This window comes from Pyxidicoccus fallax (genome assembly GCF_012933655.1).
In the GTDB taxonomy this organism is placed as follows: Bacteria; Myxococcota; Myxococcia; order Myxococcales; family Myxococcaceae; genus Myxococcus; species Myxococcus fallax.
Genome location: NZ_JABBJJ010000056.1, coordinates 19,999 through 40,637 on the forward strand (window position 1 = coordinate 19,999; position 20,639 = coordinate 40,637).

General features: G+C 70.7%; 23 protein-coding genes and 1 tRNA gene. 6 read left to right on the forward strand and 18 right to left on the reverse strand.

Features of this window, described 5'->3' with window-relative positions:
- Positions 1-10 precede the first annotated feature (10 nt).
- Both HG543_RS14750 and HG543_RS14755 read right to left on the reverse strand, forming a co-directional pair.
- Positions 11-526: a hypothetical protein gene (locus tag HG543_RS14750; RefSeq protein WP_169345397.1), complete on the reverse strand. Its 516-nt coding sequence runs from the start codon at positions 524-526 to the stop codon at positions 11-13.
- A complete protein-coding gene (locus HG543_RS14755; RefSeq protein ID WP_169345398.1) occupies positions 423-1,673 on the reverse strand; it encodes an ImmA/IrrE family metallo-endopeptidase in 1,251 nt (416 codons plus the stop codon). The genes HG543_RS14750 and HG543_RS14755 overlap by 104 nt, the downstream gene beginning before the upstream one ends.
- A 247-nt stretch (positions 1,674-1,920) precedes the next feature.
- Here HG543_RS14755 and HG543_RS14760 point away from each other — a divergent pair, with 247 nt between their 5' ends.
- The 3 genes from HG543_RS14760 to HG543_RS14770 all read left to right on the forward strand — a co-directional run bounded on the left by HG543_RS14760 (position 1,921) and on the right by HG543_RS14770 (position 4,314).
- Positions 1,921-2,412 carry a hypothetical protein gene (locus HG543_RS14760; RefSeq protein WP_246357024.1) on the forward strand — a complete coding sequence of 164 codons (492 nt, stop codon included), beginning with the start codon at positions 1,921-1,923 and terminating at the stop codon, positions 2,410-2,412.
- A gap of 74 nt (positions 2,413-2,486) precedes the next feature.
- Positions 2,487-3,383, forward strand: coding sequence for a S1C family serine protease (locus HG543_RS14765; RefSeq protein ID WP_211193931.1), 897 nt, complete (start codon positions 2,487-2,489; stop codon positions 3,381-3,383).
- A 16-nt stretch (positions 3,384-3,399) separates the two neighbouring features.
- Positions 3,400-4,314 (forward strand): S1C family serine protease, encoded by a 915-nt coding sequence (locus tag HG543_RS14770; protein ID WP_169345400.1) that lies wholly within the window; start codon positions 3,400-3,402, stop codon positions 4,312-4,314.
- A gap of 39 nt (positions 4,315-4,353) precedes the next feature.
- On the opposite strand, the gene HG543_RS14775 is transcribed toward HG543_RS14770, so the two are convergent.
- On the reverse strand, positions 4,354-4,947 hold the full coding sequence (locus tag HG543_RS14775; protein ID WP_169345401.1) for a hypothetical protein: 594 nt from the start codon (positions 4,945-4,947) through the stop codon (positions 4,354-4,356).
- Positions 4,948-5,151: 204 nt separating this feature from the next.
- On the opposite strand from HG543_RS14775, the gene HG543_RS14780 reads away from it, so the two are divergent.
- Together HG543_RS14780 and HG543_RS14785 are read left to right on the forward strand one after the other, a co-directional pair.
- Positions 5,152-5,580, forward strand: coding sequence for a type II secretion system protein GspG (locus HG543_RS14780; RefSeq protein ID WP_169345402.1), 429 nt, complete (start codon positions 5,152-5,154; stop codon positions 5,578-5,580).
- Positions 5,581-5,625: 45 nt separating this feature from the next.
- The gene (locus tag HG543_RS14785) at positions 5,626-6,051 is read left to right on the forward strand and encodes a type II secretion system protein GspG (protein WP_169345403.1); all 426 of its coding nucleotides are present in this window, start codon (positions 5,626-5,628) and stop codon (positions 6,049-6,051) included.
- A gap of 10 nt (positions 6,052-6,061) precedes the next feature.
- On the opposite strand, the gene HG543_RS14790 is transcribed toward HG543_RS14785, so the two are convergent.
- From HG543_RS14790 to HG543_RS14830, 9 genes are all read right to left on the reverse strand, one after another.
- Positions 6,062-6,352 (reverse strand): UBP-type zinc finger domain-containing protein, encoded by a 291-nt coding sequence (locus HG543_RS14790; RefSeq protein ID WP_169345404.1) that lies wholly within the window; start codon positions 6,350-6,352, stop codon positions 6,062-6,064.
- A 103-nt stretch (positions 6,353-6,455) separates the two neighbouring features.
- On the reverse strand, positions 6,456-7,091 hold the full coding sequence (locus tag HG543_RS14795) for a DUF6992 family protein (RefSeq protein WP_169345405.1): 636 nt from the start codon (positions 7,089-7,091) through the stop codon (positions 6,456-6,458).
- A 104-nt stretch (positions 7,092-7,195) separates the two neighbouring features.
- Complete coding sequence (locus HG543_RS14800; RefSeq protein ID WP_169345406.1) at positions 7,196-7,423, reverse strand: hypothetical protein; 228 nt, start codon at positions 7,421-7,423, stop codon at positions 7,196-7,198.
- 260 nt (positions 7,424-7,683) lie between these two features.
- On the reverse strand, positions 7,684-8,157 hold the full coding sequence (locus HG543_RS14805; protein ID WP_169345407.1) for a GNAT family N-acetyltransferase: 474 nt from the start codon (positions 8,155-8,157) through the stop codon (positions 7,684-7,686).
- Positions 8,158-8,268: 111 nt separating this feature from the next.
- Complete coding sequence (locus HG543_RS14810) at positions 8,269-8,853, reverse strand: thioredoxin family protein (RefSeq protein ID WP_169345408.1); 585 nt, start codon at positions 8,851-8,853, stop codon at positions 8,269-8,271.
- A gap of 41 nt (positions 8,854-8,894) precedes the next feature.
- Positions 8,895-11,207 carry a protein-disulfide reductase DsbD family protein gene (locus HG543_RS14815; RefSeq protein WP_169345409.1) on the reverse strand — a complete coding sequence of 771 codons (2,313 nt, stop codon included), beginning with the start codon at positions 11,205-11,207 and terminating at the stop codon, positions 8,895-8,897.
- A gap of 271 nt (positions 11,208-11,478) precedes the next feature.
- Positions 11,479-12,732, reverse strand: a complete 1,254-nt coding sequence (locus tag HG543_RS14820) for a vWA domain-containing protein (protein WP_169345410.1) — start codon at positions 12,730-12,732, stop codon at positions 11,479-11,481.
- Positions 12,733-12,943: 211 nt separating this feature from the next.
- Positions 12,944-13,276 (reverse strand): hypothetical protein, encoded by a 333-nt coding sequence (locus tag HG543_RS14825; RefSeq protein ID WP_169345411.1) that lies wholly within the window; start codon positions 13,274-13,276, stop codon positions 12,944-12,946.
- 236 nt (positions 13,277-13,512) lie between these two features.
- Positions 13,513-13,671 carry a hypothetical protein gene (locus HG543_RS14830; RefSeq protein WP_169345380.1) on the reverse strand — a complete coding sequence of 53 codons (159 nt, stop codon included), beginning with the start codon at positions 13,669-13,671 and terminating at the stop codon, positions 13,513-13,515.
- 583 nt (positions 13,672-14,254) lie between these two features.
- On the opposite strand from HG543_RS14830, the gene HG543_RS14835 reads away from it, so the two are divergent.
- Positions 14,255-16,462: a (Fe-S)-binding protein gene (locus tag HG543_RS14835; RefSeq protein WP_169345412.1), complete on the forward strand. Its 2,208-nt coding sequence runs from the start codon at positions 14,255-14,257 to the stop codon at positions 16,460-16,462.
- A gap of 81 nt (positions 16,463-16,543) precedes the next feature.
- On the opposite strand, the gene HG543_RS14840 is transcribed toward HG543_RS14835, so the two are convergent.
- From HG543_RS14840 to HG543_RS14865, 6 genes are all read right to left on the reverse strand, one after another.
- Positions 16,544-17,101, reverse strand: a complete 558-nt coding sequence (locus HG543_RS14840) for a DUF2378 family protein (protein ID WP_169345413.1) — start codon at positions 17,099-17,101, stop codon at positions 16,544-16,546.
- A 189-nt stretch (positions 17,102-17,290) separates the two neighbouring features.
- The gene (locus HG543_RS14845; RefSeq protein WP_169345414.1) at positions 17,291-17,761 is read right to left on the reverse strand and encodes an ankyrin repeat domain-containing protein; all 471 of its coding nucleotides are present in this window, start codon (positions 17,759-17,761) and stop codon (positions 17,291-17,293) included.
- Between the two features lie 66 nt (positions 17,762-17,827).
- Positions 17,828-18,604 carry an alpha/beta hydrolase gene (locus HG543_RS14850; RefSeq protein ID WP_169345415.1) on the reverse strand — a complete coding sequence of 259 codons (777 nt, stop codon included), beginning with the start codon at positions 18,602-18,604 and terminating at the stop codon, positions 17,828-17,830.
- 6 nt (positions 18,605-18,610) lie between these two features.
- A complete protein-coding gene (locus HG543_RS14855; RefSeq protein WP_171817986.1) occupies positions 18,611-19,597 on the reverse strand; it encodes a TolB-like translocation protein in 987 nt (328 codons plus the stop codon).
- A 95-nt stretch (positions 19,598-19,692) separates the two neighbouring features.
- On the reverse strand, positions 19,693-20,220 hold the full coding sequence (locus HG543_RS14860) for a non-proteolytic archaemetzincin-like protein (protein WP_169345416.1): 528 nt from the start codon (positions 20,218-20,220) through the stop codon (positions 19,693-19,695).
- A 63-nt stretch (positions 20,221-20,283) separates the two neighbouring features.
- Positions 20,284-20,357 (reverse strand) — tRNA-Gln (locus HG543_RS14865).
- Positions 20,358-20,639: the final 282 nt, after the last annotated feature.

Consider the following 20,639-nt stretch of genomic DNA (forward strand, 5'->3'; position numbering starts at 1 on the left):
GCAACGGTCGCTACCACCAGACGGGAGGTCGCTGTGGAACGAAGCGGGTGCAAAACCAGGCGGACAGCTCATCCGCGGCCCGCTTCGTCAGCCCATGTCCGGAGCGCAGCACGTCCAGGAAGCCGTGCCAGGAAATGACGCGCCCCCGCAGCTCCTCGATGCTCCGGTGGAGCGCCCTGCGGTCGTTGAGGACCGCCGTCACCTCCAGGTGGTGGAAGGCGTATGCGATGACCGAGTGCTCCCCCAGACCTTCGGTGGGAGGCGGGAGCTGTAGTTGGACGAGCGTCCGTGCTTCAGGACTCTGCGGTGTCAGCACTCTGGGTGCTCCCGCGATGGCCCGCAGCATGTCGTCCGCCTCCTTCACGAGTCTGGGAGGCGCGCCATTCAACCGGGCGTTGATGGTCAGCTCCTCCCAGACCGTGTCAGTGATGACGACGGGAAGCGGGCCGAGGCTTCCCAGCGTCCCTGCGTGACCCGCTCGCTGGATGTTGGCCAGGATGTCCGTATCCACCACGTACCTCTTCATGCAGAGAGAGCTCCTCCAGGGAGCTTCCAAGCAACTCTCGTGCGCGACTGGCGGAGATGAGTTCCCGGGAATGAGCCTCCAGGACCCTGCGCTCCAACCCGTTGAAGCGTGACTCTCCCTCGAAGCCCGTCAGCGGTGCTTCATCCGGAGCGGTCACCAGGGCCTCGACGGTCTCCACGGAGCGGAAGTAGCGAAGGTTGTAGAGATGCCAGGCCATGGCCGAGAAGCTGAGGCCAAACGTCGTCCGGGCTCGCGTGACCAGCGCCCTCGCTTCCGCCAGACCGTATCCCTCGACCCTGGGCAGCCCGAGTTCCCTTCGCACCGCATCCTCGGGCGCGAGCAACATCGCCGCGAAGGCATTGGCGCGCTTCTCCTCCGGCGGGTTCTCCATCCAGAAGCCCGAACTCTCGAAGTGCCCCTCGTCCGCCGTGATTCCACTGTCGCCGAGGTCGAGCAACTGATGCGCCAGCTCGTGTGCGAGGACGAAGCGGTACACGGGCTCTCGCTCGATACGCGCGCTGATGACGATCAACCGCGCCCGGCCTGAGCGGCAGCTCGCGCCAAGGACCGCGGGATGCTCGAAGTGATGCCGCAGGGCGAGGATGTCGAAGCGTCCCTCCACGAGACGTCTCAGCCCCCGGATGGGCCCCTGCCGCTCCGGGAGCAGTGCACGGACCCGGAGGGCACTCCGATACCCGCCGCGATTTGCCCCCTTCGCGGGCGCGGCCCTGGGATGGAAGCCTTCCGCCAATCGCTCGACGCGCAGGAGGTCTCCGAGCCGTGAGAAGGCCTGGGCTTGCTGAAGTCCCTTCGCGAGCGCCTCCCTGTCTCGTGGGAGCAGGGAGGCACTGACGGAGCGACCTTTCAGGAGCACTCCCGGTTCGATGGGGGCCCGCTCCTGGGGAGCCGCGGTGTGCAGGAAGGCCGTGGGCGCCACGCCCAGGGCGCCCGCGATTCGCGCGAGCGCGCCCACACCAAGCGAGCCGTGTCCCATCTCGAAGTCGTGAATGAGCCGGGGAGCAACCGCGGTACGCGCCCCCAGGGCCTCCAGGTCGAGCCCCGACGCCTTCCGGCACCTCGCGAGCCGCCGTCCCAGTTCCTTCAACGCCTCCGCCTGACCTTCCACGGCCACATGCCCTCCGCTCACGCCAGTACCCCCACCGGGCAGCCACGTCCCGCCTCGCCAAGCCTACCTGCCACGTCAGAATCCACACGAGAGTATAGGCAGCCCCCTGACACGGCGGCCTCGCGGCACGGCGGCCCTCTCTGCTTCCCGACACGCGTGTTCCTGAAGAAGCCGCGCTCCTGGCCGAGCGCCCATTGCCGTGAATCCCCGATGACCTGGTAGCCTGGTCACGTTCCGGCGCCGCTCCCGAGGCGGGCGCCGCGTGCCCATGTCCCAGGACCCCGACTGGCCCATCCGAGTCGCCGCCTTCGACGCCCTGCAGCGGCTCGTGCACCAGCACGGCGAGGTCCTACCCTGGAACGTCATCAACGAGGGCTTCACGTATCAGGGTGAGCGGCTCCTGTTCGCCAACCGTCCCCGCGGCATCTTCTGGCCCCGGCAGATGCGTGAGTCCGCGCTGTCCATCAAGACCAACGTGCCTCGTGAGGGACGGGTGGCACGTTACGACGAGCTGCACTCGGACGAGGGGTTCCTCTACAGGTTCGAGGGAACGGACATCGATGGGCGCGACAACCGCCGGCTCGTGCGCGCCATGGAGCTGGACGCACCGCTCGGCATGTTGCGGCGGAGTCCGAGCTGCGCCCGCGCCGCGACTCCCTGGAAGAACGATACGAGCGCTTCCGCAAGGCCGGCTGACCCATCCCGCCCGGTTGACCGGGCCACCCCTCCCAACGGAGAGGCGACCTGCCCGAACGGGTAGCTCCACGTCCTGCCCGGTCCGCCGATGTGGCGCCTTTTCGAGGCTTTTACCTTCAGCCTCGAAAGGAATCCGCCATGTCCACCGACCTCCAGTCACTCTCCCAGTCCCTCGCCGCCGTCGTCGAGCGCACCGCTCCCTCCATCGTCCGCGTCGAGGCCCGCCGCCGTCGCGGCGCCACGGGCATCGTCTGGAGCGCCGACGGCCTCATCGTCACCACCAGCCACGCCGTCGAGCACGAGGGCCACATCGCCATCGGCCTCGCCGACGGCCGCACCGTCTCCGCCGAGCTCGTCGGCCGGGACTCCAGCACGGACCTCGCCCTCCTCAAGGCCGACGTGTCCGGCCTCACCCCACTCCCCCCCGCCCCGCTCGATGAGGTGAAGGTCGGCCACCTCGTCGTCACCGTCGCCCGGCCGGGGCGCACCGCGCGCGCCACGCTCGGCATGGTCAGCACCCACGGCGAGGGCTGGCGCACCCACGCCGGTGGTCGCGTGGACCGCTACCTGGAGACAGACGCCGACCTGCCCCCCGGCTTCTCCGGCGGCGCGCTGGTGGACACGCAGGGCCGCCTCGTCGGGCTGCTCACCGCCGCCTTCTCCCGCACCGCCGCCGTCGTCATCCCCGGCGACACCCTGACCCGCGTGGCGACCACGCTGCGCGAGCACGGCGGCGTGCGCAGGGGCTACCTCGGCGTGGGCGCCTACCCGGTGCGCGTGCCCCCGTCCCTCGTGGACCGCGCCGGCACCGAGGCGGGGCTCATCTTCCTCTCAGTGGACCCGGACGGCCCCGCGCACAAGGCGGGCCTGCTGCTCGGGGACGTGCTGGTGAGCCTGGGCGGCCAGCCGCTGCACCGCGTGGAGGACCTGCTCGGCTACCTCGGGGACGAGAAGGTCGGCACCACCGTCCAGGCCCGTGTGCTTCGCGCCGGTGAGGTGCGCGAGGTGCCCATCACCATCGGCAAGCGCTCGTGAAGGAAAGGATGACGCGATGAAGCTCCTGCAACAGTTCTCCGACGACCTCGAGTCCCTCGTCGAGCGCGCCTCGCCCGCCGTCGTGGGCGTCGAGCACGCCCGAGGCCATGGCACCGGCCTCTTCCTCACCCCCGACGGCTACGTCCTCACCAACCGCCACGTGGTGACGCGCAGCCGCAAGGTCACCATCCAGCTCTCCAACGGCGAGGAGCTCCGAGGCGAGGTCGTGGGCGGTGATGCCCCCACCGACCTCGCGGTGGTCCGCGCCGAGGGCACGGACTTCCCCACCCTCCCCCTGGCCGACCCGAAGACGGTGCGCGTGGGCCAGTTGGTGATGGCCATCGGCAACCCGTTCCGGCTGGAGCAGTCGGTGTCCATGGGCGTGGTGAGCGCCATCAACCGCAGCATCAGCCTGCCCAACGGCGTCATGCTGGAGGGGATGCTCCAGACGGATGCCGCCATCAACCCGGGCAACTCGGGCGGGCCGCTCATCAACACGCGCGGCGAGGTGGTGGGACTCAACACGCTGGTGCTGCCGTACGCGCAGGGCATCGGCTTCGCGGTGGGCGCGAGCACGGCCGCGTGGGTGGCCAGCCTCCTCATCCAGCGCGGCAAGGTGGAGCGGCGCTTCCTCGGCATCGCCGCCACGGCGGTGAACCTCGACACGCGGCTGGCCCAGGACACCGGGCAGCCTCGCGCGGTGAAGGTGCTCAAGGTGCAAGACGGAACGCCCGCGCACGAGGCCGGGCTCCAGGTGGACGACCTGCTGCTCGCCATCAACCGCAAGACGGTGGGCAGCGTGGATGACCTCCAGCGCCTCATGGCCCTGGCCACCGACGAGGAAGTCACGTTGGACGTGCTGCGCAAGGGCGGTGGCCGCAAGAAGCTCCACGCCCGCACCCGCCCCCGTCCCGAGGCCGTGGCCGCGTGAACGCGCATGACGGTGGCTCCACCGGGGCCACCGTCCGCTTCACCGGGGCAGCGACTCCAGCAACCGCCTCACGTGCGGCCACAGCTCGACATGCCGATTCCGGGGGCTCCACGCGGCGAGCGTGTCGAGTGTGAAGACCCGCACCTGCTCCGGCAGCGGCCAGTGCAGCGCGGGCGACAGGTAGACCACCTCGCACTCCACGTCGACGGGCGCCTCACGCTCCACCACCTGGAGCAGGTGCGCGTACTTCTCACGGTGGTCCGAGGCTCGCTGGATGGTGTGGAGGTCCCGCAGCAGCGCCGGCATCCCCGCGGCCCGGGCCCGCAGATAGGCTTCGAGCTGCGGGTCCCGGAAGGAGTCCGCCGAGGTCTTCAGCTCCAGGAAGAGCCACGCGGGACGAGGGCCATCGCGCCGGAGCAGATAGTCCACGTGGATGCTCTGGTTGCTGGCCTCCCGCTTCAGGGGGAACTCCGGAGCGATGATGCGCACCGGCGCGTCGTACTGGTCCGACAGGAACTCCTCGATGAAGAGCGCGAGGAAGAGGTCCACCCGGCGCTCGACGGAGTACTTCGGAAACGCACTGAAGTGGGCGAGCCGCGCGAACAGCTCGGTGATGCTCCCTTCGAGGCTCATCCGGTCCTCCTGGCCACGGGGGCGCGTGCGCCGGTGACGGCATGATACCCGCGACCGCGGGCACGGCTCGCGGCCGGTGACAGGATGACCACGCTCACACGCGGAGGTCCGGACAATCTGGCGGTGGGCCGTCGGTCCCCCCATCCCCGTGCCTCTCGGGAGCACACAGGCACGCGGCTTGAACAACCGGGAGGAGGTCTCGCCATGCACGACACTCCTTCCAGACGTCCGCTGAGCCACTCCGTCCTGGAGGCCACCAAGGCCCTGCTCCTCGTCGCCGTGGCCTTCACCTGCTTCGGAGTGCTGGGCCCGTGTGGCGCCATCCTCAACTACTCGGTGTGCTGCTACACGAAGCACGACATGGCACGGCTGGACCTCCACCACCTGGAAGGCGCGTTCAAGCTCTACGCCCGGCGCACGGGCCGGTTGCCGCCGGCAGGGAACCTGGCCGTGCTCGTGGACGCGGGGGTCCTGGAGACCATGGCGGTGGACCCCTGGAACAACCCCTACCTCTTCACGGTCGACGGCCGGCAGGTGAAGCTCTGGAGTCACGGCGCGGATGGCCGGCAGGGCGGAGAGGGCCAGGACGAGGACGTCGCGCGCACCTTCGAGGTCGACCTCCCACCGCGCTGAGCACACCCGGCAGACACGGGCGCTCCAGGGCATGATGGGACGGTCATGACTCCGCGCCGTTCCCTGCGCCACTCACTGCGGCAAGCAGCCAAGGTGGTGGTCCCCATCGCCGGCTGCTACGTGCTCCTGCAGCTCGCGGCGAACCCCTTCTGCGGCCATCCCTTCACGACCCGGTCGCCGCGGGAGCGCGCCATGTGGGACCTCGGCGTCATCATGACCTCCCTCAGGGACCACGCCCGGCGCACGGGCCCGCTCCCACTCGAGGGAGGCTGGCCCGCGCTGGTGGACGTGGGTGTCGTGGAAGAAGTGCCCGTGGACCCGTGGGGACGGCCCTATACCTTCTCCGTGGCGAAGGACGGGCAGGTCGAGGTGTCGACCCTCGGCGCGGACGGTCAGCCTGGAGGTGACGGAGCGGACAAGGACATCGTGCGCGCCTTCACCATGAACACCGCGAAGCCGCCGTCCCGCTGAACCGCGGCGGCTACACCCGCGCCTCGTCGTGGCGGGGGCGTTCGTCCAGGAACAGCTCGTCCTCGTAGCACCACACCCAGCTCTCGCCCTGCTCGAAGGACTGGACGACGGGGTGGTGCGTGTGCCGGAAGTGCTTCGTCGCGTGCTTGTTCCGGGAAGAGTCGCAGCACCCCACGTGGCCGCACGTCAGGCAGCGCCGCAGGTGCACCCACTCGTCTCCCATCGCGAGACATTCCTCGCAGCCTTCCGTCCTGGGCTCGGGGTTCCCCGCTCGCTCCACGTGGTCACAGGCCTCGGCCATGGTCCACCTCCATGAAGGCGCGTGCCTTCTCCACACCGTAGGCATGACGCAAGCGCACATCAGGGCGCGGGAGGCCCCGGCCAGCCGGGCCCCGGCCCGTCGCTCAGGGCCAGGACAACATCAGCCCCACGCCCCCTGGCGCGGGCACCAGCCGGGCGGAGAGCTCGCCGTTCACCCGTGAGTTGAGGAACCACAGCACCCCATCGAAGACGAGCAGGAAGCCGCCCTGCACCAGCAGGCTCTTGCCCCACCCTCGCAGCCGCTCCGAGTCCTTGCGCAGTCCGCGCTCCCACAGGAACGCGCCGAAGGCGACGTACCCCACGTCCAGGCCCGTGTTGAAGAGGAGCAGCCGCTCCATCTTCTGGCCCTCGGCGAGGCTGCGCGCCAGGTCCCACGTGGCGGGCTCGGCGGTGGCCTGTCCGTGATACCCGAAGCCGGCGATGGCGAGGTTGACGACGTTCCACGCCGCGTTGGCCTGGAAGAAGGCGCGCGTCTCGCCCTCGGTGGCGAAGTGTCCCGCCACACCGGTGCCGATGTTCAGCACCGCCCAGCCGAACAGCACGCCCATGGCCACGCGGTTGAGGCGCACGGCCTCCGCGTTGTGCGCGGCCAGCCAGTCACGCGCGGACGGGGCGGCGGGCACGGGCGCCACCTCCTGCGCGCCGGCCACCAGGGGCAGCGCGAGGAAGAGCAGCCCCAGGACGAGGCTGGAGCGCACGGCACGGGACAGCGGGGACATGGGACCTCCGAGGGACACGGGAGAGCGGCGCCCGCTCGGATGTCCGGAGCCCTTCCGCGTCGCGCGACCTCCCGCACGCTCCGGCCCGTCCGTTCAGCGGTGCGCTAGCTCTTGTCGCTCAACGGGGGCGACTCGCGCGCGGGCTCGGTGCCCTCCTGGGCGCCATAGCCGCCAATGCCCTTCTGGTGGATGCGGTCCACGCCCGTATCCTCGTCCGTCGCCTCGACATGCCGCTCGCCTTCCTGGTGACGCGCCTCCCGCCGGAGTTCCTCGGCGCTCTTCGTGTCCGTCCGCTCGTCACCCTTCACCGGATTGCCCTTGTTGTCGGCCATCGTCTTCCTCCTGGGGGCAAAGGTCCGAACCCGTCGCGTATCGGACAAGGCACCGGCCGGCGCTCCGCTGCCTGCCCCCTCCGCCGGGAGGCGGCACGGCGCTCCCGGTGCCGTCCGCAAACCAGGGCCTCGGCAGCCCGGAGGGCCTCTTTGCTCCGGCGCTCACTCCAGCGCGACAAGCCGCCGCGCGAGGCACGCTCCCGTCAATGCCACTCCGGCTTCCACTCCAGCGCGACAAGCCATCGCGAGGCACACTCCCGTCAGTGCCGCTCCGGCTTCCACTCCAGCGCGGTGGGCTCGGGCGCGAAGCCGACCTTCTCGTAGAGCGGCCGGCCGTCTTCCGAGGCGTGCAGCCACAGCTTCGACATGCCCGCCTCCCGCGCGAAGGCCATCAACTCCGCGAGCAGCGCCCGCGCGAGCCCCCGTCCCCGCCACGCGGGCGCCGTGTACATGTTGAGGACGTAGCCCTCCAGACCGCCGAGGTCGCTCGCCGCCGGTGGCCGCTCGAAGGGCACGAGGCCGCTGCACGCCACCGCCTCCGTCCCCGCCATCGCGAGCCACACGTGGAACCGCCCCTCCGGCAGCGCCTTCAGCAGGTGCCGCCGCGCGGCCTCCTCCCACGCGGCCGCGTTCGCATCGGTGAGCCCGCCGAACTGGCGCATCAGCTCGCGCCGCAGCCGGATGACCTCGTCGATGTCGTCCACGCCCGCCTTGTGGATGCGCCACGCATTCATCGCTGTCCCCACGCGAAAAGAAGAAGGCCCCCACCCACCCAGGAGTGAGGGCCTCCGGACATCCTCTCACGGGGGCGCGGGCTCCACCGCCCGCGCTCCACCGGGAAGCGACTAGCTGCTCTTGTACTTCACGGAGCAGCCGTACGGCGTGGTGGTGGCGGCCGGCACCGGCTTGCCGGTGAGCACCGCGTCCACGGCCGTCTTCACGTGGTTGACCTTCTTGTCGTTCTTGCCGCGCGGGTCGTCGTCGATGGCGCCGGCGTAGCGCACCACACCCTGCTCATCGATGACGTACATGTGCGGCGTCGTCTTGGCGCCGTAGGCCTTGCCCACGGTGCCCGGCGCGTCCTGCAGCACCGGGTAGGGGAAGCCCTCCGCCTTCTTCCAGGTCGCGGACTTCTCCGGCGTGTTGTGCGCCGTGGAGTCCACCGCGAGCCACACCACCTTCTTCGCGTCGAAGCCCTTCAGGGTGGTGGCCATCGTGTCGGCCTCGTAGTGCCGCTTCACGAAGGGGCACTCGGGGTTGGTCCACTCGAGGACCACCACCTTGCCCTTGTACTGCGCCAGCGAGTGCTCCTTGCCCGTCTCGTCCTTCAGCGTGAAGGCCGGCGCGGGCTTGCCCACCTCGGCATCCGCGAGGGCGGGAGCCCCGACGAACAACGTGCCGAGCGCGAGGGCGGTGAAGACCTGCTTCATGGCGTACCTCCTGGGGGAGTGTTGACTGCGTCTTCGGGAACTCAGGGCCGCGGAAGTCCCGCGGTGGCACAGAGGATGTTCGAGCCTTCCTTGCGTCGCGAGGGCGAGCACTCCGCCGCGCGCTTCACCGCGTCCACCACCATCTCCGCGGTGAGCAGCTCCGGCAGCACCTCCGGCTTGTCCGGAGCACCGGGGCTCAGCACCAGGTACATGGGCACGCCCGCGCGGCCGTGCTCGGCCAGCTTCGCGGTGATGCGCGCGTCCCGGCGCGTCCAGTCGGCCACGAAGAAGGCGACCTGGTGCTCGGTGAAGGCGGCGCGCACCTCCTCGCGCGCCAGCACGGTGCGCTCGTTGAACTTGCAGGTGAGGCACCAGTCCGCCGTGAAGTCGATGAACACCGGCTGACCGGCCGCCAGCGCCGTGTCCACCGCCGCCGCGTCCCAGGCCTGCGCCACCGTGGACGTCCGCGCCGCGGGCGCCGCCGTCTCGTCGAAGCGCAGCGCCACCACGCCCGAGGCCACCAGCACCAGCGCCGCCACCGCCACGGTGGCCAGCTTGCGCCCGCCGTCCTGCGCCTGCGCCTGGCCATACAGCCACGTGCCCAGGCCCACCGCGACGAGGAAGGCCAGCAGCCGCGCCATGCCGTCCACGCCGGCCAGCCCGCCCATCACCCACACCAGCCACACCGTGGTGCCCAGCAGCGCGAAGCCCAGCACCTGCTTGAAGCGCTCCATCCACGCGCCCGGCTTGGGCAGCTTCTTCGCCAGTCCCGGCACCAGCACCAGCAGGCAGAAGGGCAGCGCGAGCCCCAGGCCCAGCGCCACGAAGGTGGCCAGCACCGTGAGCGGGCCCGCCGCGAAGGCGAAGCCCACCGCCGTGCCCAGCAGCGGCGCCGAGCACGGCGTGGCCAGCACCACCGCGAGCACGCCCTCGCCCGCGCTGTGCAGGAGGCCGTGACTCTGGTCCACCTTGCCCGCCAGCGCGGTGCCGTCCAGGCCCACGTTGAAGACGCCGAAGAGGTTGAGCGCGAAGGCCACCAGTACCGCGCTCACCGCCGCCACGAAGAGCGGCTCCTGGAACTGGAAGCCCCAGCCCACGCTGGCCCCGCCCGCGCGCACCGCGAGCACCGCGCCCGCCAGCAGCAACAGGCTGCCGATGATGCCGCCCGCGTACGCCGCCGCGTGCGCGCCCACCCGGCCGTGCTCCTGCTGCACCATGCGCGTGAAGCCGTACGCCTTCAGCGCCAGCACGGGGAACACGCACGGCATCAGGTTGAGCAGCGCGCCCCCGAGGAACGCGAACAGCAGCGCCAGCCCCAGGCCCACCGAGTCGTCGGCCGCCACCGGCGGGGGCGCCGCCACCGCGGTCACCGGCTTCACCGCCGCGATGCTGTCCTTCACCGACGGCGGCTTCACCACCGGCGCGCCGGCCACCGCGCCGACCGCCACCACGGGCGCCAGCGGCACGTCCACCGTCACGGGCTGATAGCCCGAGGCCTTCGTCCCCAGGCGCAGCACGCCCGTGAGGCGCGGCTCGGCGGTGGGCACGTCCGGCTCCGCCTTGCCCTTCAGCGCGAAGCGGCCCGGGCCCGCGGAGGTGAGCGTCACGCGCTCCACGCCGTCGATGCGCTCGGGGGTGAAGAAGTCCGCCTCCAGCGCGGGCAGCGGCGCGCCGCCAGGGCCCGCCACGGTGAGGGTGCCGGTGAACTCCTGGCCCGCCTTGAGCTGCGGCGTGTCCAGCGCGAGCTTCACCATGTGGCCGGTGTCCGCCGTGGGCCGGGGCACCTTCGTCTGTGCGTCGTCGAAGGCGCGCGCGGCGTCCGCGTCCAGCTGGGTCTGGGGGCCCAGCGGCACGCTGCGGGTGAGCATCAGCTCGGCGGGGATGCAGTGCACCTCGCACACCAGCGCCTCCACCGCGGCGGAGAGCTGGAGCGAGCCCGTGGCCCCCTCGGCGGCGCGCGCCTGCGCGAAGAGGAGCACCTCGCCGTCATAGCCGTGGGTGACGATGAAGCCGTCCGGCGTGCGGAAGGTGTGCGGGAAGGGCCATTGCAGCGGCCCCACGGTGGAGCCCGGCGTGTCCCAGGCGATTTCCGTCTCCAGACCGGAGTCGCCGGGGTTCTTCCAGTAGATGTGCCAGCCCGGGTCCATGCGGAAGCGCACGCCCACGCGGAACGCGTCGCCCGGCTTCACCTGGGTGGCATCCACGAGCAACGCCGCTTCCACGCGCGGGTCGCCCTCGTCCGGCGCGCTCGTGCCCACCGCGGACGCGGGCAGCTCCGCCCACGCCACCGTGGCCAGCAAGGCCATGCCGAGGCCGCCCACCGCACCGAACCTCTTCCACTGCTGACGCTTCATGCGCCTCCCGTTAACCCACGGCGGGCCGGCCCGCCAGCGACAGGCACGGGTCTCCGACTCCCATGAACCCCCCAGGCGGCCGGGCATTCCCCGTCGCCAGGACGGCTGCTGTCTTCCATACGCTCGGAAGTCCGCGAGGTTACAGGAGGCCCCCGCGCCCCGTCCGGTGAGAGCAGGCGGGCAGACGGCGCCGCTCATCCGGCTTCCCGGACGCCCGCGCGGGCCCGGGGCGGCCGGCCCCACGCCGCGCATCAGGAAGCGCGGGCGGCGGCTACTCCTCCGTCTTCCAGGGCACCAGCGCGGCCAGGGGGGCGGGGCCCACACGGCTCATCGTGATGCGGGAGACCTCGGAGTGGGCCCGGCGCATCACCAGCGCGGGGAGGTTCTGGTTCGCCCGGCGCTCCATGATGCGCCGCAGGTCCGCCAGCCGCTCCACGTGGCGATTCGGGGGCACCTCGGGGGCGCCAAGCCGGGCGAGCTTGTAGAGCGCCAGGTCCGCGGCCTCCAGCGCGCGCTCGGCCGAGTCCTGGTGGCGGCGGCCCAGCGCCTTCCACGCGGCGGCCTCGGCGGCCACCAATTCCAGCTCCGCGGAGACGGCGCGCACGTAGCGGCCCTGCTCGCTCTCCGGAAGGATGCGCGTCACCGGCACCGAGATACGGCGCGTGTCGCCCCGCTCCGTGTACGAGGACGTCACGCCCAGGTTCCACTCCGCCGAGCCCAAGAGGCCCGCGAAGAGGACGCGGCGCGGGAAGGCCAGGGACACCGCGCCGAGCGCCGCGCTCATCGCGTCACCTTCCACGCGCGCCGGGTAGCGGTGGCGGCAGCGCAGGTCGGCGAAGCCCGAGGGCAGCACGTGCACGCGCGCGTCGGAGACGACCTCGCCGAACAGCTCCGCGCCGAGCTGCCCCACGGCCATGGGCAGTCCCTCGGGGTCGTCCACGTGGACGAAGCCGGTGCCGGACGGACGGGTGAGGGCCTCGAGGACGTCGGGCAGGTAGTGCCGGCCCAGCCCCAGCGCGTGCAGCATGACGCCGGACTCGGCCACGCGGCCGCCGAGCGTCTTGAAGTCCGCGAGCTGGGACGGGCCCACCGAGGGCTCGCCGTCGGTGAGCATCAGCACCTGGGGCCGGGCACCGGGGACGAGCACGCGGCGCGCGGCCTCGGCGGCGCGCTCGACGGCCTCGTGCAGCGCGGTGCCCTCGCCGGCCTCCAGGCGCGACAGCACCTTGAGCAGCTGCGCCTTGGCGTTGGGCTCCATGGCGCGCATGGGGAGCACCTGCTCGGGCTCCGCGTCGAAGGTGAGCAGGCCCAGGTAGTCACGGGGACTGGCGCGCTCGATGAGCGCCTGCGCGGCCTGGATGGCGGCCAGCAGCGGCACGCCGCGCATGGACGCGCTGCGGTCCAGGGCGAGGTTGATGGCCACCGGAGCGCGGGGCGCGTCGGCGTCCGCCTCCAACGTGACGAGGAGGAGCACCTCACGGCCGTGCTCGGCATCCCGCTCCACTGCCCAGGCCGTCTGCTTCATCCGTACTCCCCCGTGCGCTCACGAGGCATTGTGCCGCGAATCGTTCCGCGAAGGGATGACGCCCCTCGCCGCCAGAAGTCTCATGGGCCACAACACCCGGGAGCGGGGGCTCCCACGGGAAGGCTTCGGCGTCAGAGAATGTCGGGAGTCGGGCTTTCCGGCAAGAGGGGGTCGGGACGCGCCCACACGCGGAGCGCGCGGCGCGTCCGACTCAGCGCGGCTCCCCACATGCGGCGCAGTACCGGGCCTGCGGGGTGCGCAGGGGCTTGCCGCACGTCGCGCAGGGTGGGCCGAAGAGGCTCAGCCGGTGGTGCAGCACCGCGTTGACGTTCGTCTCGGGGAAGCCAGTCAGCCGCGTGTACTCGGCGCACACCGGGGCCAGGAGGGCCGCAATCCGGTCGTTGATGGACGCGCCCTCCTTCGGAAGGGACGCCTTGATGCCGCCCCGCCTGCACTCCGCGTACACCTGCATCACCTGCTCGAACTCCGCCTCGTCGAGCATCGGGATGTCCATCTGGCATCGCCAGCACCAGAGCACCTTCATCACACCCTCCCTCGTGAGCCCCGGCACCGCCACCCGCGGTCGGGAGCCCCAGTGACGCGAACCTGTTGGAGAAGATGACAGTCCACCCGGGAGGCAGACCGCTTCGAGCTTCCGGGCCCGGGAGCTCACCTCGGGGGGAGCCGCCGCTCGGGCGTCGTACGCTCGGTCCTACTCACTGCACGACCACCTGCGTCTGGAATGCCCCCGCGCATCCGTGGGCCGCGGGGGCCCCGTCCTCACTCGGCCGCGTGCCAACCGCCCCACGCCTCTTCACCGTAGCCCCACCGGGTGCTGGAGCCGTCCGTCTGGCTCACGTCGGACTCGTTGTCGTCACTCCGGTCCACATAGGGGAGGCCTTCGTCGTCCATGTACGTGGTGTCGTCGTGCTGAATCATGTCCGGCTCCTCTGATGAGCGCTCCGGCCTGGCGGGGGTGGACGGCCAATGGATGGCTCGCCTCCCCGTGGGCGCCCTTCTGTCGGTCGACTCGGGCCCGCCCCATGCGGTGCCCGACCCATCAAGCGTTGACCGATTTACCGAAGAGTCTGGCCATGTCGCTCCGCGTTGTAAAGCCCTTGGGACGTCAAAGTTCCGAACGCGTCCACCACCGTACGTCCGCCTGCCTGCCCAGCGCCAAGCAACCATGAGAATCCGGGCACTTGCGAAACGTCGCCCGTCGGACACCTGGCGCGGCAATCGTACAAGGTAGGGCTACCCCGGGGCAGGTGGAAGCTCTACACGGTTCACCCGCAGCTCATTTTCAAAGCCTGCTCGGCAGGGGTTTCACATCAGTAAATGCGTGCGCCGGTCGGTTCCCCACCAGCGGGCCTCTGCCTCGTGCTTGACTGACGGACACGCCACACCGAACGGCGCTTGATTCGCGAATCACCCCTGTTAGGGTTGACTTGAACTCGAGATTTGCCGCGCCGCGGCAACCGGGCCTTCTTCGCCGCGCGCCCCCAGAGGTCCCCAGAGTCCCATGAGCCCCATCATCACCGGCCTATTGCTCGCCGTTGCCATCCCCATCTTCGTGATGACCATGTCCGGTCGTATCGGCGTGCTCCTCGCGATGAAGGGGGAGAATCGGTTCGACCACATCCCCGAGCGCCTCAAGCGGCTCACGCTCTTCGGCCTCGGCCAGAAGCGCATGGTGGACCCGGAGGAGTTCACCCCGGGCCTGATGCACGTCCTCATCTACGCGGCGTTCATGGTGCTGGCGCTGCGCACCGTGATGCTGTTCGCCATGGGCTTCTCGTCCACGGCGCTGGCGGTGCTGACCGACCTGGGCGACCCGTTCTGGGCGAGCCAGCCGGCGCTGCTCGCCCTCTACAAGGTCTACCTGCTGGCCAAGGACGTGGTCGCCGCGCTGGCCCTGGTCGGCTGCGCCTACTTCGTCTGGACGCGCTGGAAGGTGAAGCCGGACCGCATGACGGTCTCCTGGGAGGCGTACCTCATCCTGGGCTTCATCTCCGGCCTGATGATTTCGGAGTTCCTCTTCGGCGGCAGCCACATGGTGGTGGCCAATGCCGCGCAGGCGAAGATGGGCGCCACGCAGGTGCCGCAGACGGCCGCGTCGCTCGTCTGGTGGGAGCCCGTCACCAGCGCCGTGGGCCTGGCGATGATGCCGCTCGGTGAGAACGCCGCCCACGCGGTGGGCGTGGCCGGGTTCTGGATCCACCTCGCCATCATCCTGACGTTCCTGAACTTCCTCCCCCTGGGGAAGCACTTCCACATCATCACCGGCCTGCCCAACGTCTTCTTCCAGCGCACCCACTCCACCGGCAAGCTGCCCACGCCGAACCTGGAGAAGGAGGAGTTCGGCACCGCCACGGTGAAGGACCTCACCTGGAAGCAGGGCCTGGACCTGTACTCCTGCACCGAGTGCGGCCGCTGCCAGACGCACTGCCCCACGTACATCACCGGCAAGCCGCTCACGCACAAGGGCGTCAACCAGGACCTGAAGCACTGGATCTGGGACCACGAGCAGTGGGTGGAGGAAGGCTACGGCCCCAGCAAGGTGAAGGAGCCGCTGCCCGAAATCGTCGGCTCGGCGCTGAAGGCGGAGACGGTGTGGGCGTGCACGAGCTGCGGCTGGTGCGAGCAGGCCTGCCCGGTGTTCATCGAGAACGTGCCGCGCCTCATCGACATGCGCCGCTACCAGGTGCAGGTGAAGGCGGAGTTCCCCCCCGAAATCCAGCGCGTGTTCGAGGGCATCGAGCGCCAGGGCAACCCCTGGGGCCTGGGCCAGGACCGGCGCGACGAGTGGGCCGAGGACCTGGCGCTGCCCACCTGGGGTGACGGCGGCGGCCCGTACGAGTACCTCTTCTTCGTGGGCTGCGCGGGCAGCTACGACGACAAGCAGAAGAAGGTCAGCCGCGCGCTGGTCAAAATCATGCGCGAGGCGGGCGTGTCCTTCGCCACGCTGTCCAAGCAGGAGATGTGCAACGGCGACTCCGCTCGCCGCATGGGCAACGAGTACCTCTTCCAGTCGATGGCGAAGACGAACGTCGAGACCTGGAACTCGATGGGCGTGAAGGCGGTCATCACCCAGTGCCCGCACTGCTTCAACACCATCAAGAACGAGTACCCGGAGTTCGGCGGTGAGTACCGCGTCATCAACCACACGCAGCTCATCAACGAGCTGCTGAAGGAGAAGCGCATCAAGCTCTCCTCGGTGATGAACACCAAGCTCACCTACCACGACCCCTGCTACCTCGGCCGGCACAACGGCGTGTACGACGCGCCCCGCGAGGTCCTCAACGCCATCCCCGGCCTGGAAGTGGTGGAGATGCAGCGCAGCAAGCGCGAGGGCTTCTGCTGCGGCGCCGGTGGCGGCCGCATGTGGATGGAGGAGCACATCGGCACGCGCATCAACCACAACCGCCTGAACGAGGCGGCGCTGACGCTGAAGCACGCCGAGGACCCGAACACGCCGTACCCCTCCGCCTCGGACAAGAAGAAGCCGGGCCTGGTGGGCGACTACAAGGACAAGGGCGGCACCGGCGTGGTGGCCGTGGCGTGCCCGTTCTGCTCGACGATGCTCAAGGACGCGGTCAACGACACCGGCCGCGAGGAGAACATCAAGGTCAAGGACATCACCGAGCTGGTGGCCGACTCCCTGGTGGAGACCCGCACCGGCTCCGGCACGGTGACCCCCGGCGTGACGGTGAGCGCCAAGCCGGAGTGACGTAGCGCGGTACCGTGATTCGTTGAGGGCCCGGAGGCTTCCACCGCGAAGCCCCGGGCCCTTGTCGTTCCGGGCGGGCCCTCACTTCTCCGGCCACTGCATGAGGAAGACGCAGGCGGGCGGCTCCTGCCGGAGCACCGACACCTGGAACCCGCGCGCGCCCGTCAGCTCGAGCGACTTCTCCAGGATGCCCTGGTAGTAGTGCGGCCGGCCGACGATGTCGCTGATCCACAGCTCCCACCGGCCCGGGCCCAGCTCCTTCGGCCGCAATTCCACGAAGTTGTCCGAGTTGCGGAAGGCGCGGTTGAACTGGGACACGGCGAGCTGCGGCCCGAGCGCGCGCGCCGCCGTCATCGTCAGCCGGCCCAGCATCGTCGACGTGATTCCCTCGACGAGCGTGTGGCCCATCCGCCGCCAGGCCTCCTCGCGTGGCAGGTCCGGCCACAGGTCCCGAAGCGCGATATCCAGGCAGCGCATCCAGGTGCCGAGGTCGTAGGCCGGCAGCAGGTCCTGGTCCAGGTCCATGCCCGCCTCGCGCAGCGCCACGCGCGCGTTCGCGGACAGCCTGCGACCCAGCGCATGGAGGAAGAGCCCCTGCGCGGTGACGCCGTAGATGAGCCGTGTGTCCGGCATCTGCATGTCATGCCCCCCACGACACGGGAGGACCGCCGGCCCGGCGTCTCCCCGCAAAGCAACACCCCCGCCATGCCCGTTCGTCACTCTCCACGGACGAGGCTGGGAATACCTGCGGAAACCTGAATAAATGCCGTTACTGTTGTAACAGGAGAATACCGGGCTCGCAGGAGTGTCCGGCGGAGGACGGCGGCGTCAGCGCTTGGGGGGCTTCTCCGAGCGGAGGGCCCTCTCCAGGCGCTTGGTGGGGCCGTCATCACCCAGCTTGCCGGCGACGTACGCGCCCGCGGAGGCGAGCTTGCGGCGGAAGTCGTCCGGCGGCGGGACGTTGGGCTCGGGACGCAGGTCGGTGATGCCCACGCCGGACAGGAGCGTGCGGGCCAGGTCCCGCTCGTCGTCCTTCGCATGGGGCAACAGCAGCCGGCAGACGTCGGCGTTGCCGTGGGCGGCGGCCATGATGAGCGCCGTCTCGCCGAGGCTGTCCGTCAGCTCGGGGTCCGCGCCGGCCTCCAGCAGCAGGCGCACGATGTCGGCCCGGCCCTTGCGGGCGGCGGCCATCAGCGGCGTGCGGCCTTCCGAATCGAACGGGTTGGGGTCCGCCCCCGCGGCGAGCTTGGACTTCACGGCCTCGCGGTCTCCCGCGAGCACTGCATCGAACAGGGACATGACCACCTCCGCCCGGGCAGCATCGCGCCTCGCGCGCCCGGACGCCAGCGGCCCCCGGGATGGGATTCACTCCACCGGAGGCAGCGCGACCAGCCAGGCGAGCACGGCGTCCCGCTCGGCCGGGTCTATCAGGAGCCACTCGTGTCCACGGCCGGACACCACCCGCGCCTGGAGCGGTATGCCTACCTCGCGCCAGGCCACCGACGCCTCGCGCCACAGGGCGGGCCCCTCGCCGTCCCCCTCTCCCACCAGGGACAGCAGCGGCACCCGGGTGTACGCGGCCCCGGTGGGAGGCGTGGACTCGGCCCCGCGCGAGAAGCGGGGCGCACCCGACAGCAGCACCAACCCACCGAAGGCGTCCGGGCGGGAGGCCCACAGCTCCATCGCCATCTGCGCGCCCGCGCTGAAGCCCAGCAGCACGGGCTTACGGGCATCCACGCCAGGGACGCGCGCCGCGTCCGGCAACACCTTCAGCATCAGCCGGTTGGCGTCCGCGCCGCGCCAGCCGGAGAAGTCCTTCCGGGACAGCGTCAGGAGAGCGAAGCCCCTCCGCGCGAAGTCCGCCGCCAGCGGCTCCACCAGCGCCAGCCCGTGGCCGCCCGACGGGTGCAGCCAGAGGAGCAGCCGGTGCGGCCGCGACGCGGTGGCCTCCTCGGAGACGAAGAGCCGGTACGGCAGCCCGCCCTCCGGCGCGCCGGTGTGCAGGCGAAGCCCGGAGGGAGGCCGCGCGAGCCCGGCGGCTTCCTCGATGGCGGGCCCGGATGCGCCCGGAGACGAGGGGCCCGAGGCGCACGCGACGCCCATGGCAAAGACGACGGCGAGGCACGCGGGCCCGCGGCGCATCACGTCCTACAGCGGACCGTAGGACGGCTCGGCGGCGCTGGGCACCGCGATGGTCACCGAGCTCGGCCCGCTGTTGCTGACGGTGGCGCGGTAGATGTCCGGGTCGCCTCCACCCGTGCCCGCGACGAGGAAGCCCAGCTGGTCTGCGCGCGTCCAGCTCGGCCAGGTCTCCTGCACGCTGGCGCCGGTGAGGTCCGTCAACTGCCGTCCCACGCCCACGCTGCCAGCAGCGTTGATGGGCGCCACGTAGACGCGGATGCTGCCGGAGGACAGGCGCCCGTCGAAGGCCAGCTGCGTGCCACTCGGGGACACCGCCACGCGGTTCTCCACCGCGAGCACCCCGCTGCCGAGCGAGAAGGTGAGGATGCCGCCGCCATTGAGCGGCACGCGCGCAATCTCGTCGAGCTGCTGCAGCGTGTTGCCCGTCGGCGCCATCACCGCGCTGCCGTTGGGGAGGAAGGAAGGCGCGCCGTAGGCGACGGTCGCGTTCGGCGTGAGCTCCTGGAAGCCGCTGCCGTCCACGTTCACCCGCCCCAGCGACGTGAGGGAGCTGTTGGCCGGAGAGAAGACGAAGACGACGCTGCGGCCGTCGGGGCTGAAGGTGGGCGTGCGAAAGTTGATGCAGCCGCGCGCGCACGCCGCGTCACCCGAGCTGAACAGCGTGGCCGGGTTGGCGCCCCCCGAGGTGGGCACGGTCTGCAGCGAGGTGGTGTTGCCGGTGCGCTGCACGAACACCACGCTGCGCCCGTCGCGCGACACGGAGGGCCAGTACGCGCCGCCCACAGTCGTCAGCCGCTGCGGGCTGTTGGGGTCGCCCGCGTCGTCCACCACGAAGACGTTGCGGTCATTCTGGCGCACGAAGGCGAAGCCCTTCGTGAAGAGGACGTCGCCGATGCCGCCGCCGCCGCCGTCATCCAGGGGCTCGCACGCCCCCAGCAAGCCCACCGCCAGCACTCCGCCCAGCCATCGCCGCATGCCCGTCATCGCTATCACTCCGCTTGTCCGGCCCGCTCGACCACGCCCCGTACTACAGGGCGCGCCGGGTCGGACGTCAACGCGTCACGCGGGATTCAAAGGCCCGCGGAGTGTCAGCGGTTGAGCTTCTGCAGCTCGTTGCGGCACATGTTGCACAGCGACAGCTGCTTGCGGTCGCAGTCCTGGGGCGTCTGGGCGAAGAACATCACGCACCGGGGGTCCTCGCAGTAGGACAGCCCCAGCAGGTGCCCCGCCTGGTGCACCACCTCCGTCTGGATGCGACGGCGCAGCGGCTCGCCATCCGCGCCCTGACGCAGGCGGAAGAGGCTCACCACGGCGGTGTGGGACTCGCGGTCCGCCTCGCCGAAGACGAAGGGCGAGTCGGGGACGAAGAGGTCCACGTCGGTGATGCCCATGACCGCGGTCTGGCCGGGCTCCAGCATCGGCGACAGCCGCCGCATGATGGCGTTGCAGTGGTACTGGCTCCGGTCCTTGTTGAAGGCATAGGCCGGAGAGGGAAGTGCCGTCTTCGCCACCACCGCCTGGACGCCCATGTGCGTCGCCAGCGGGTCCTGCAAGTCCCTCAGGAGGGAGGCCGGTGGGCTACCCACGGAGACCAGCAGGAGCGTCTTCTGCGGCATCGGGCCACCGTCCTTCATGCACGCGGACGGACGCGCTTGTTACCGCGTCCCCCCGGAGCGGAGTGGCTGGGGCGCAAGGATTCGAACCTTGATAATCAGAGTCAAAGTCTGATGTCCTGCCATTAGACGACGCCCCAGCAGGTTCGCACGTGTGTTTCTGGTGCCCGATTCTACGGCATCTGGACGGGCTCGGGAACCCACCCTGACATGGAAGTCGAACCCTGTCCGCCACCCAACCCGTCCCGGACGGGGTTTCCGGCGGGCTTCGAGGGCGTGGATCTCCCCCGGGAGGCCCTCATCCGCCTGAAACCCGGGCCCGGCGTCGCTCCCCTCCTTTACCTGGAGTGAAGCCGGGGCTCCCCGGGGACCCCGTCCCCCGGGCGGGGAGGCGCCGCGCCCCGGTTTCCGCCCGGGACGCG

Excerpts from the sequence above, each read along its gene's own strand:
- HG543_RS14750 (WP_169345397.1), bottom strand. The coding sequence starts at position 526 with ATGAAGAGGTACGTGGTGGATACGGACATCCTGGCCAACATCCAGCGA.
- HG543_RS14760 (WP_246357024.1), top strand. The coding sequence starts at position 1,921 with ATGTCCCAGGACCCCGACTGGCCCATCCGAGTCGCCGCCTTCGACGCC.
- HG543_RS14765 (WP_211193931.1), top strand. The coding sequence starts at position 2,487 with ATGTCCACCGACCTCCAGTCACTCTCCCAGTCCCTCGCCGCCGTCGTC.
- HG543_RS14770 (WP_169345400.1), top strand. The coding sequence starts at position 3,400 with ATGAAGCTCCTGCAACAGTTCTCCGACGACCTCGAGTCCCTCGTCGAG.
- HG543_RS14775 (WP_169345401.1), bottom strand. The coding sequence starts at position 4,947 with ATGAGCCTCGAAGGGAGCATCACCGAGCTGTTCGCGCGGCTCGCCCAC.
- HG543_RS14780 (WP_169345402.1), top strand. The coding sequence starts at position 5,152 with ATGCACGACACTCCTTCCAGACGTCCGCTGAGCCACTCCGTCCTGGAG.
- HG543_RS14785 (WP_169345403.1), top strand. The coding sequence starts at position 5,626 with ATGACTCCGCGCCGTTCCCTGCGCCACTCACTGCGGCAAGCAGCCAAG.
- HG543_RS14790 (WP_169345404.1), bottom strand. The coding sequence starts at position 6,352 with ATGGCCGAGGCCTGTGACCACGTGGAGCGAGCGGGGAACCCCGAGCCC.
- HG543_RS14795 (WP_169345405.1), bottom strand. The coding sequence starts at position 7,091 with ATGTCCCCGCTGTCCCGTGCCGTGCGCTCCAGCCTCGTCCTGGGGCTG.
- HG543_RS14800 (WP_169345406.1), bottom strand. The coding sequence starts at position 7,423 with ATGGCCGACAACAAGGGCAATCCGGTGAAGGGTGACGAGCGGACGGAC.
- HG543_RS14805 (WP_169345407.1), bottom strand. The coding sequence starts at position 8,157 with ATGAATGCGTGGCGCATCCACAAGGCGGGCGTGGACGACATCGACGAG.
- HG543_RS14810 (WP_169345408.1), bottom strand. The coding sequence starts at position 8,853 with ATGAAGCAGGTCTTCACCGCCCTCGCGCTCGGCACGTTGTTCGTCGGG.
- HG543_RS14815 (WP_169345409.1), bottom strand. The coding sequence starts at position 11,207 with ATGAAGCGTCAGCAGTGGAAGAGGTTCGGTGCGGTGGGCGGCCTCGGC.
- HG543_RS14820 (WP_169345410.1), bottom strand. The coding sequence starts at position 12,732 with ATGAAGCAGACGGCCTGGGCAGTGGAGCGGGATGCCGAGCACGGCCGT.
- HG543_RS14825 (WP_169345411.1), bottom strand. The coding sequence starts at position 13,276 with ATGAAGGTGCTCTGGTGCTGGCGATGCCAGATGGACATCCCGATGCTC.
- HG543_RS14830 (WP_169345380.1), bottom strand. The coding sequence starts at position 13,671 with ATGATTCAGCACGACGACACCACGTACATGGACGACGAAGGCCTCCCC.
- HG543_RS14835 (WP_169345412.1), top strand. The coding sequence starts at position 14,255 with ATGAGCCCCATCATCACCGGCCTATTGCTCGCCGTTGCCATCCCCATC.
- HG543_RS14840 (WP_169345413.1), bottom strand. The coding sequence starts at position 17,101 with ATGCAGATGCCGGACACACGGCTCATCTACGGCGTCACCGCGCAGGGG.
- HG543_RS14845 (WP_169345414.1), bottom strand. The coding sequence starts at position 17,761 with ATGTCCCTGTTCGATGCAGTGCTCGCGGGAGACCGCGAGGCCGTGAAG.
- HG543_RS14850 (WP_169345415.1), bottom strand. The coding sequence starts at position 18,604 with ATGCGCCGCGGGCCCGCGTGCCTCGCCGTCGTCTTTGCCATGGGCGTC.
- HG543_RS14860 (WP_169345416.1), bottom strand. The coding sequence starts at position 20,220 with ATGCCGCAGAAGACGCTCCTGCTGGTCTCCGTGGGTAGCCCACCGGCC.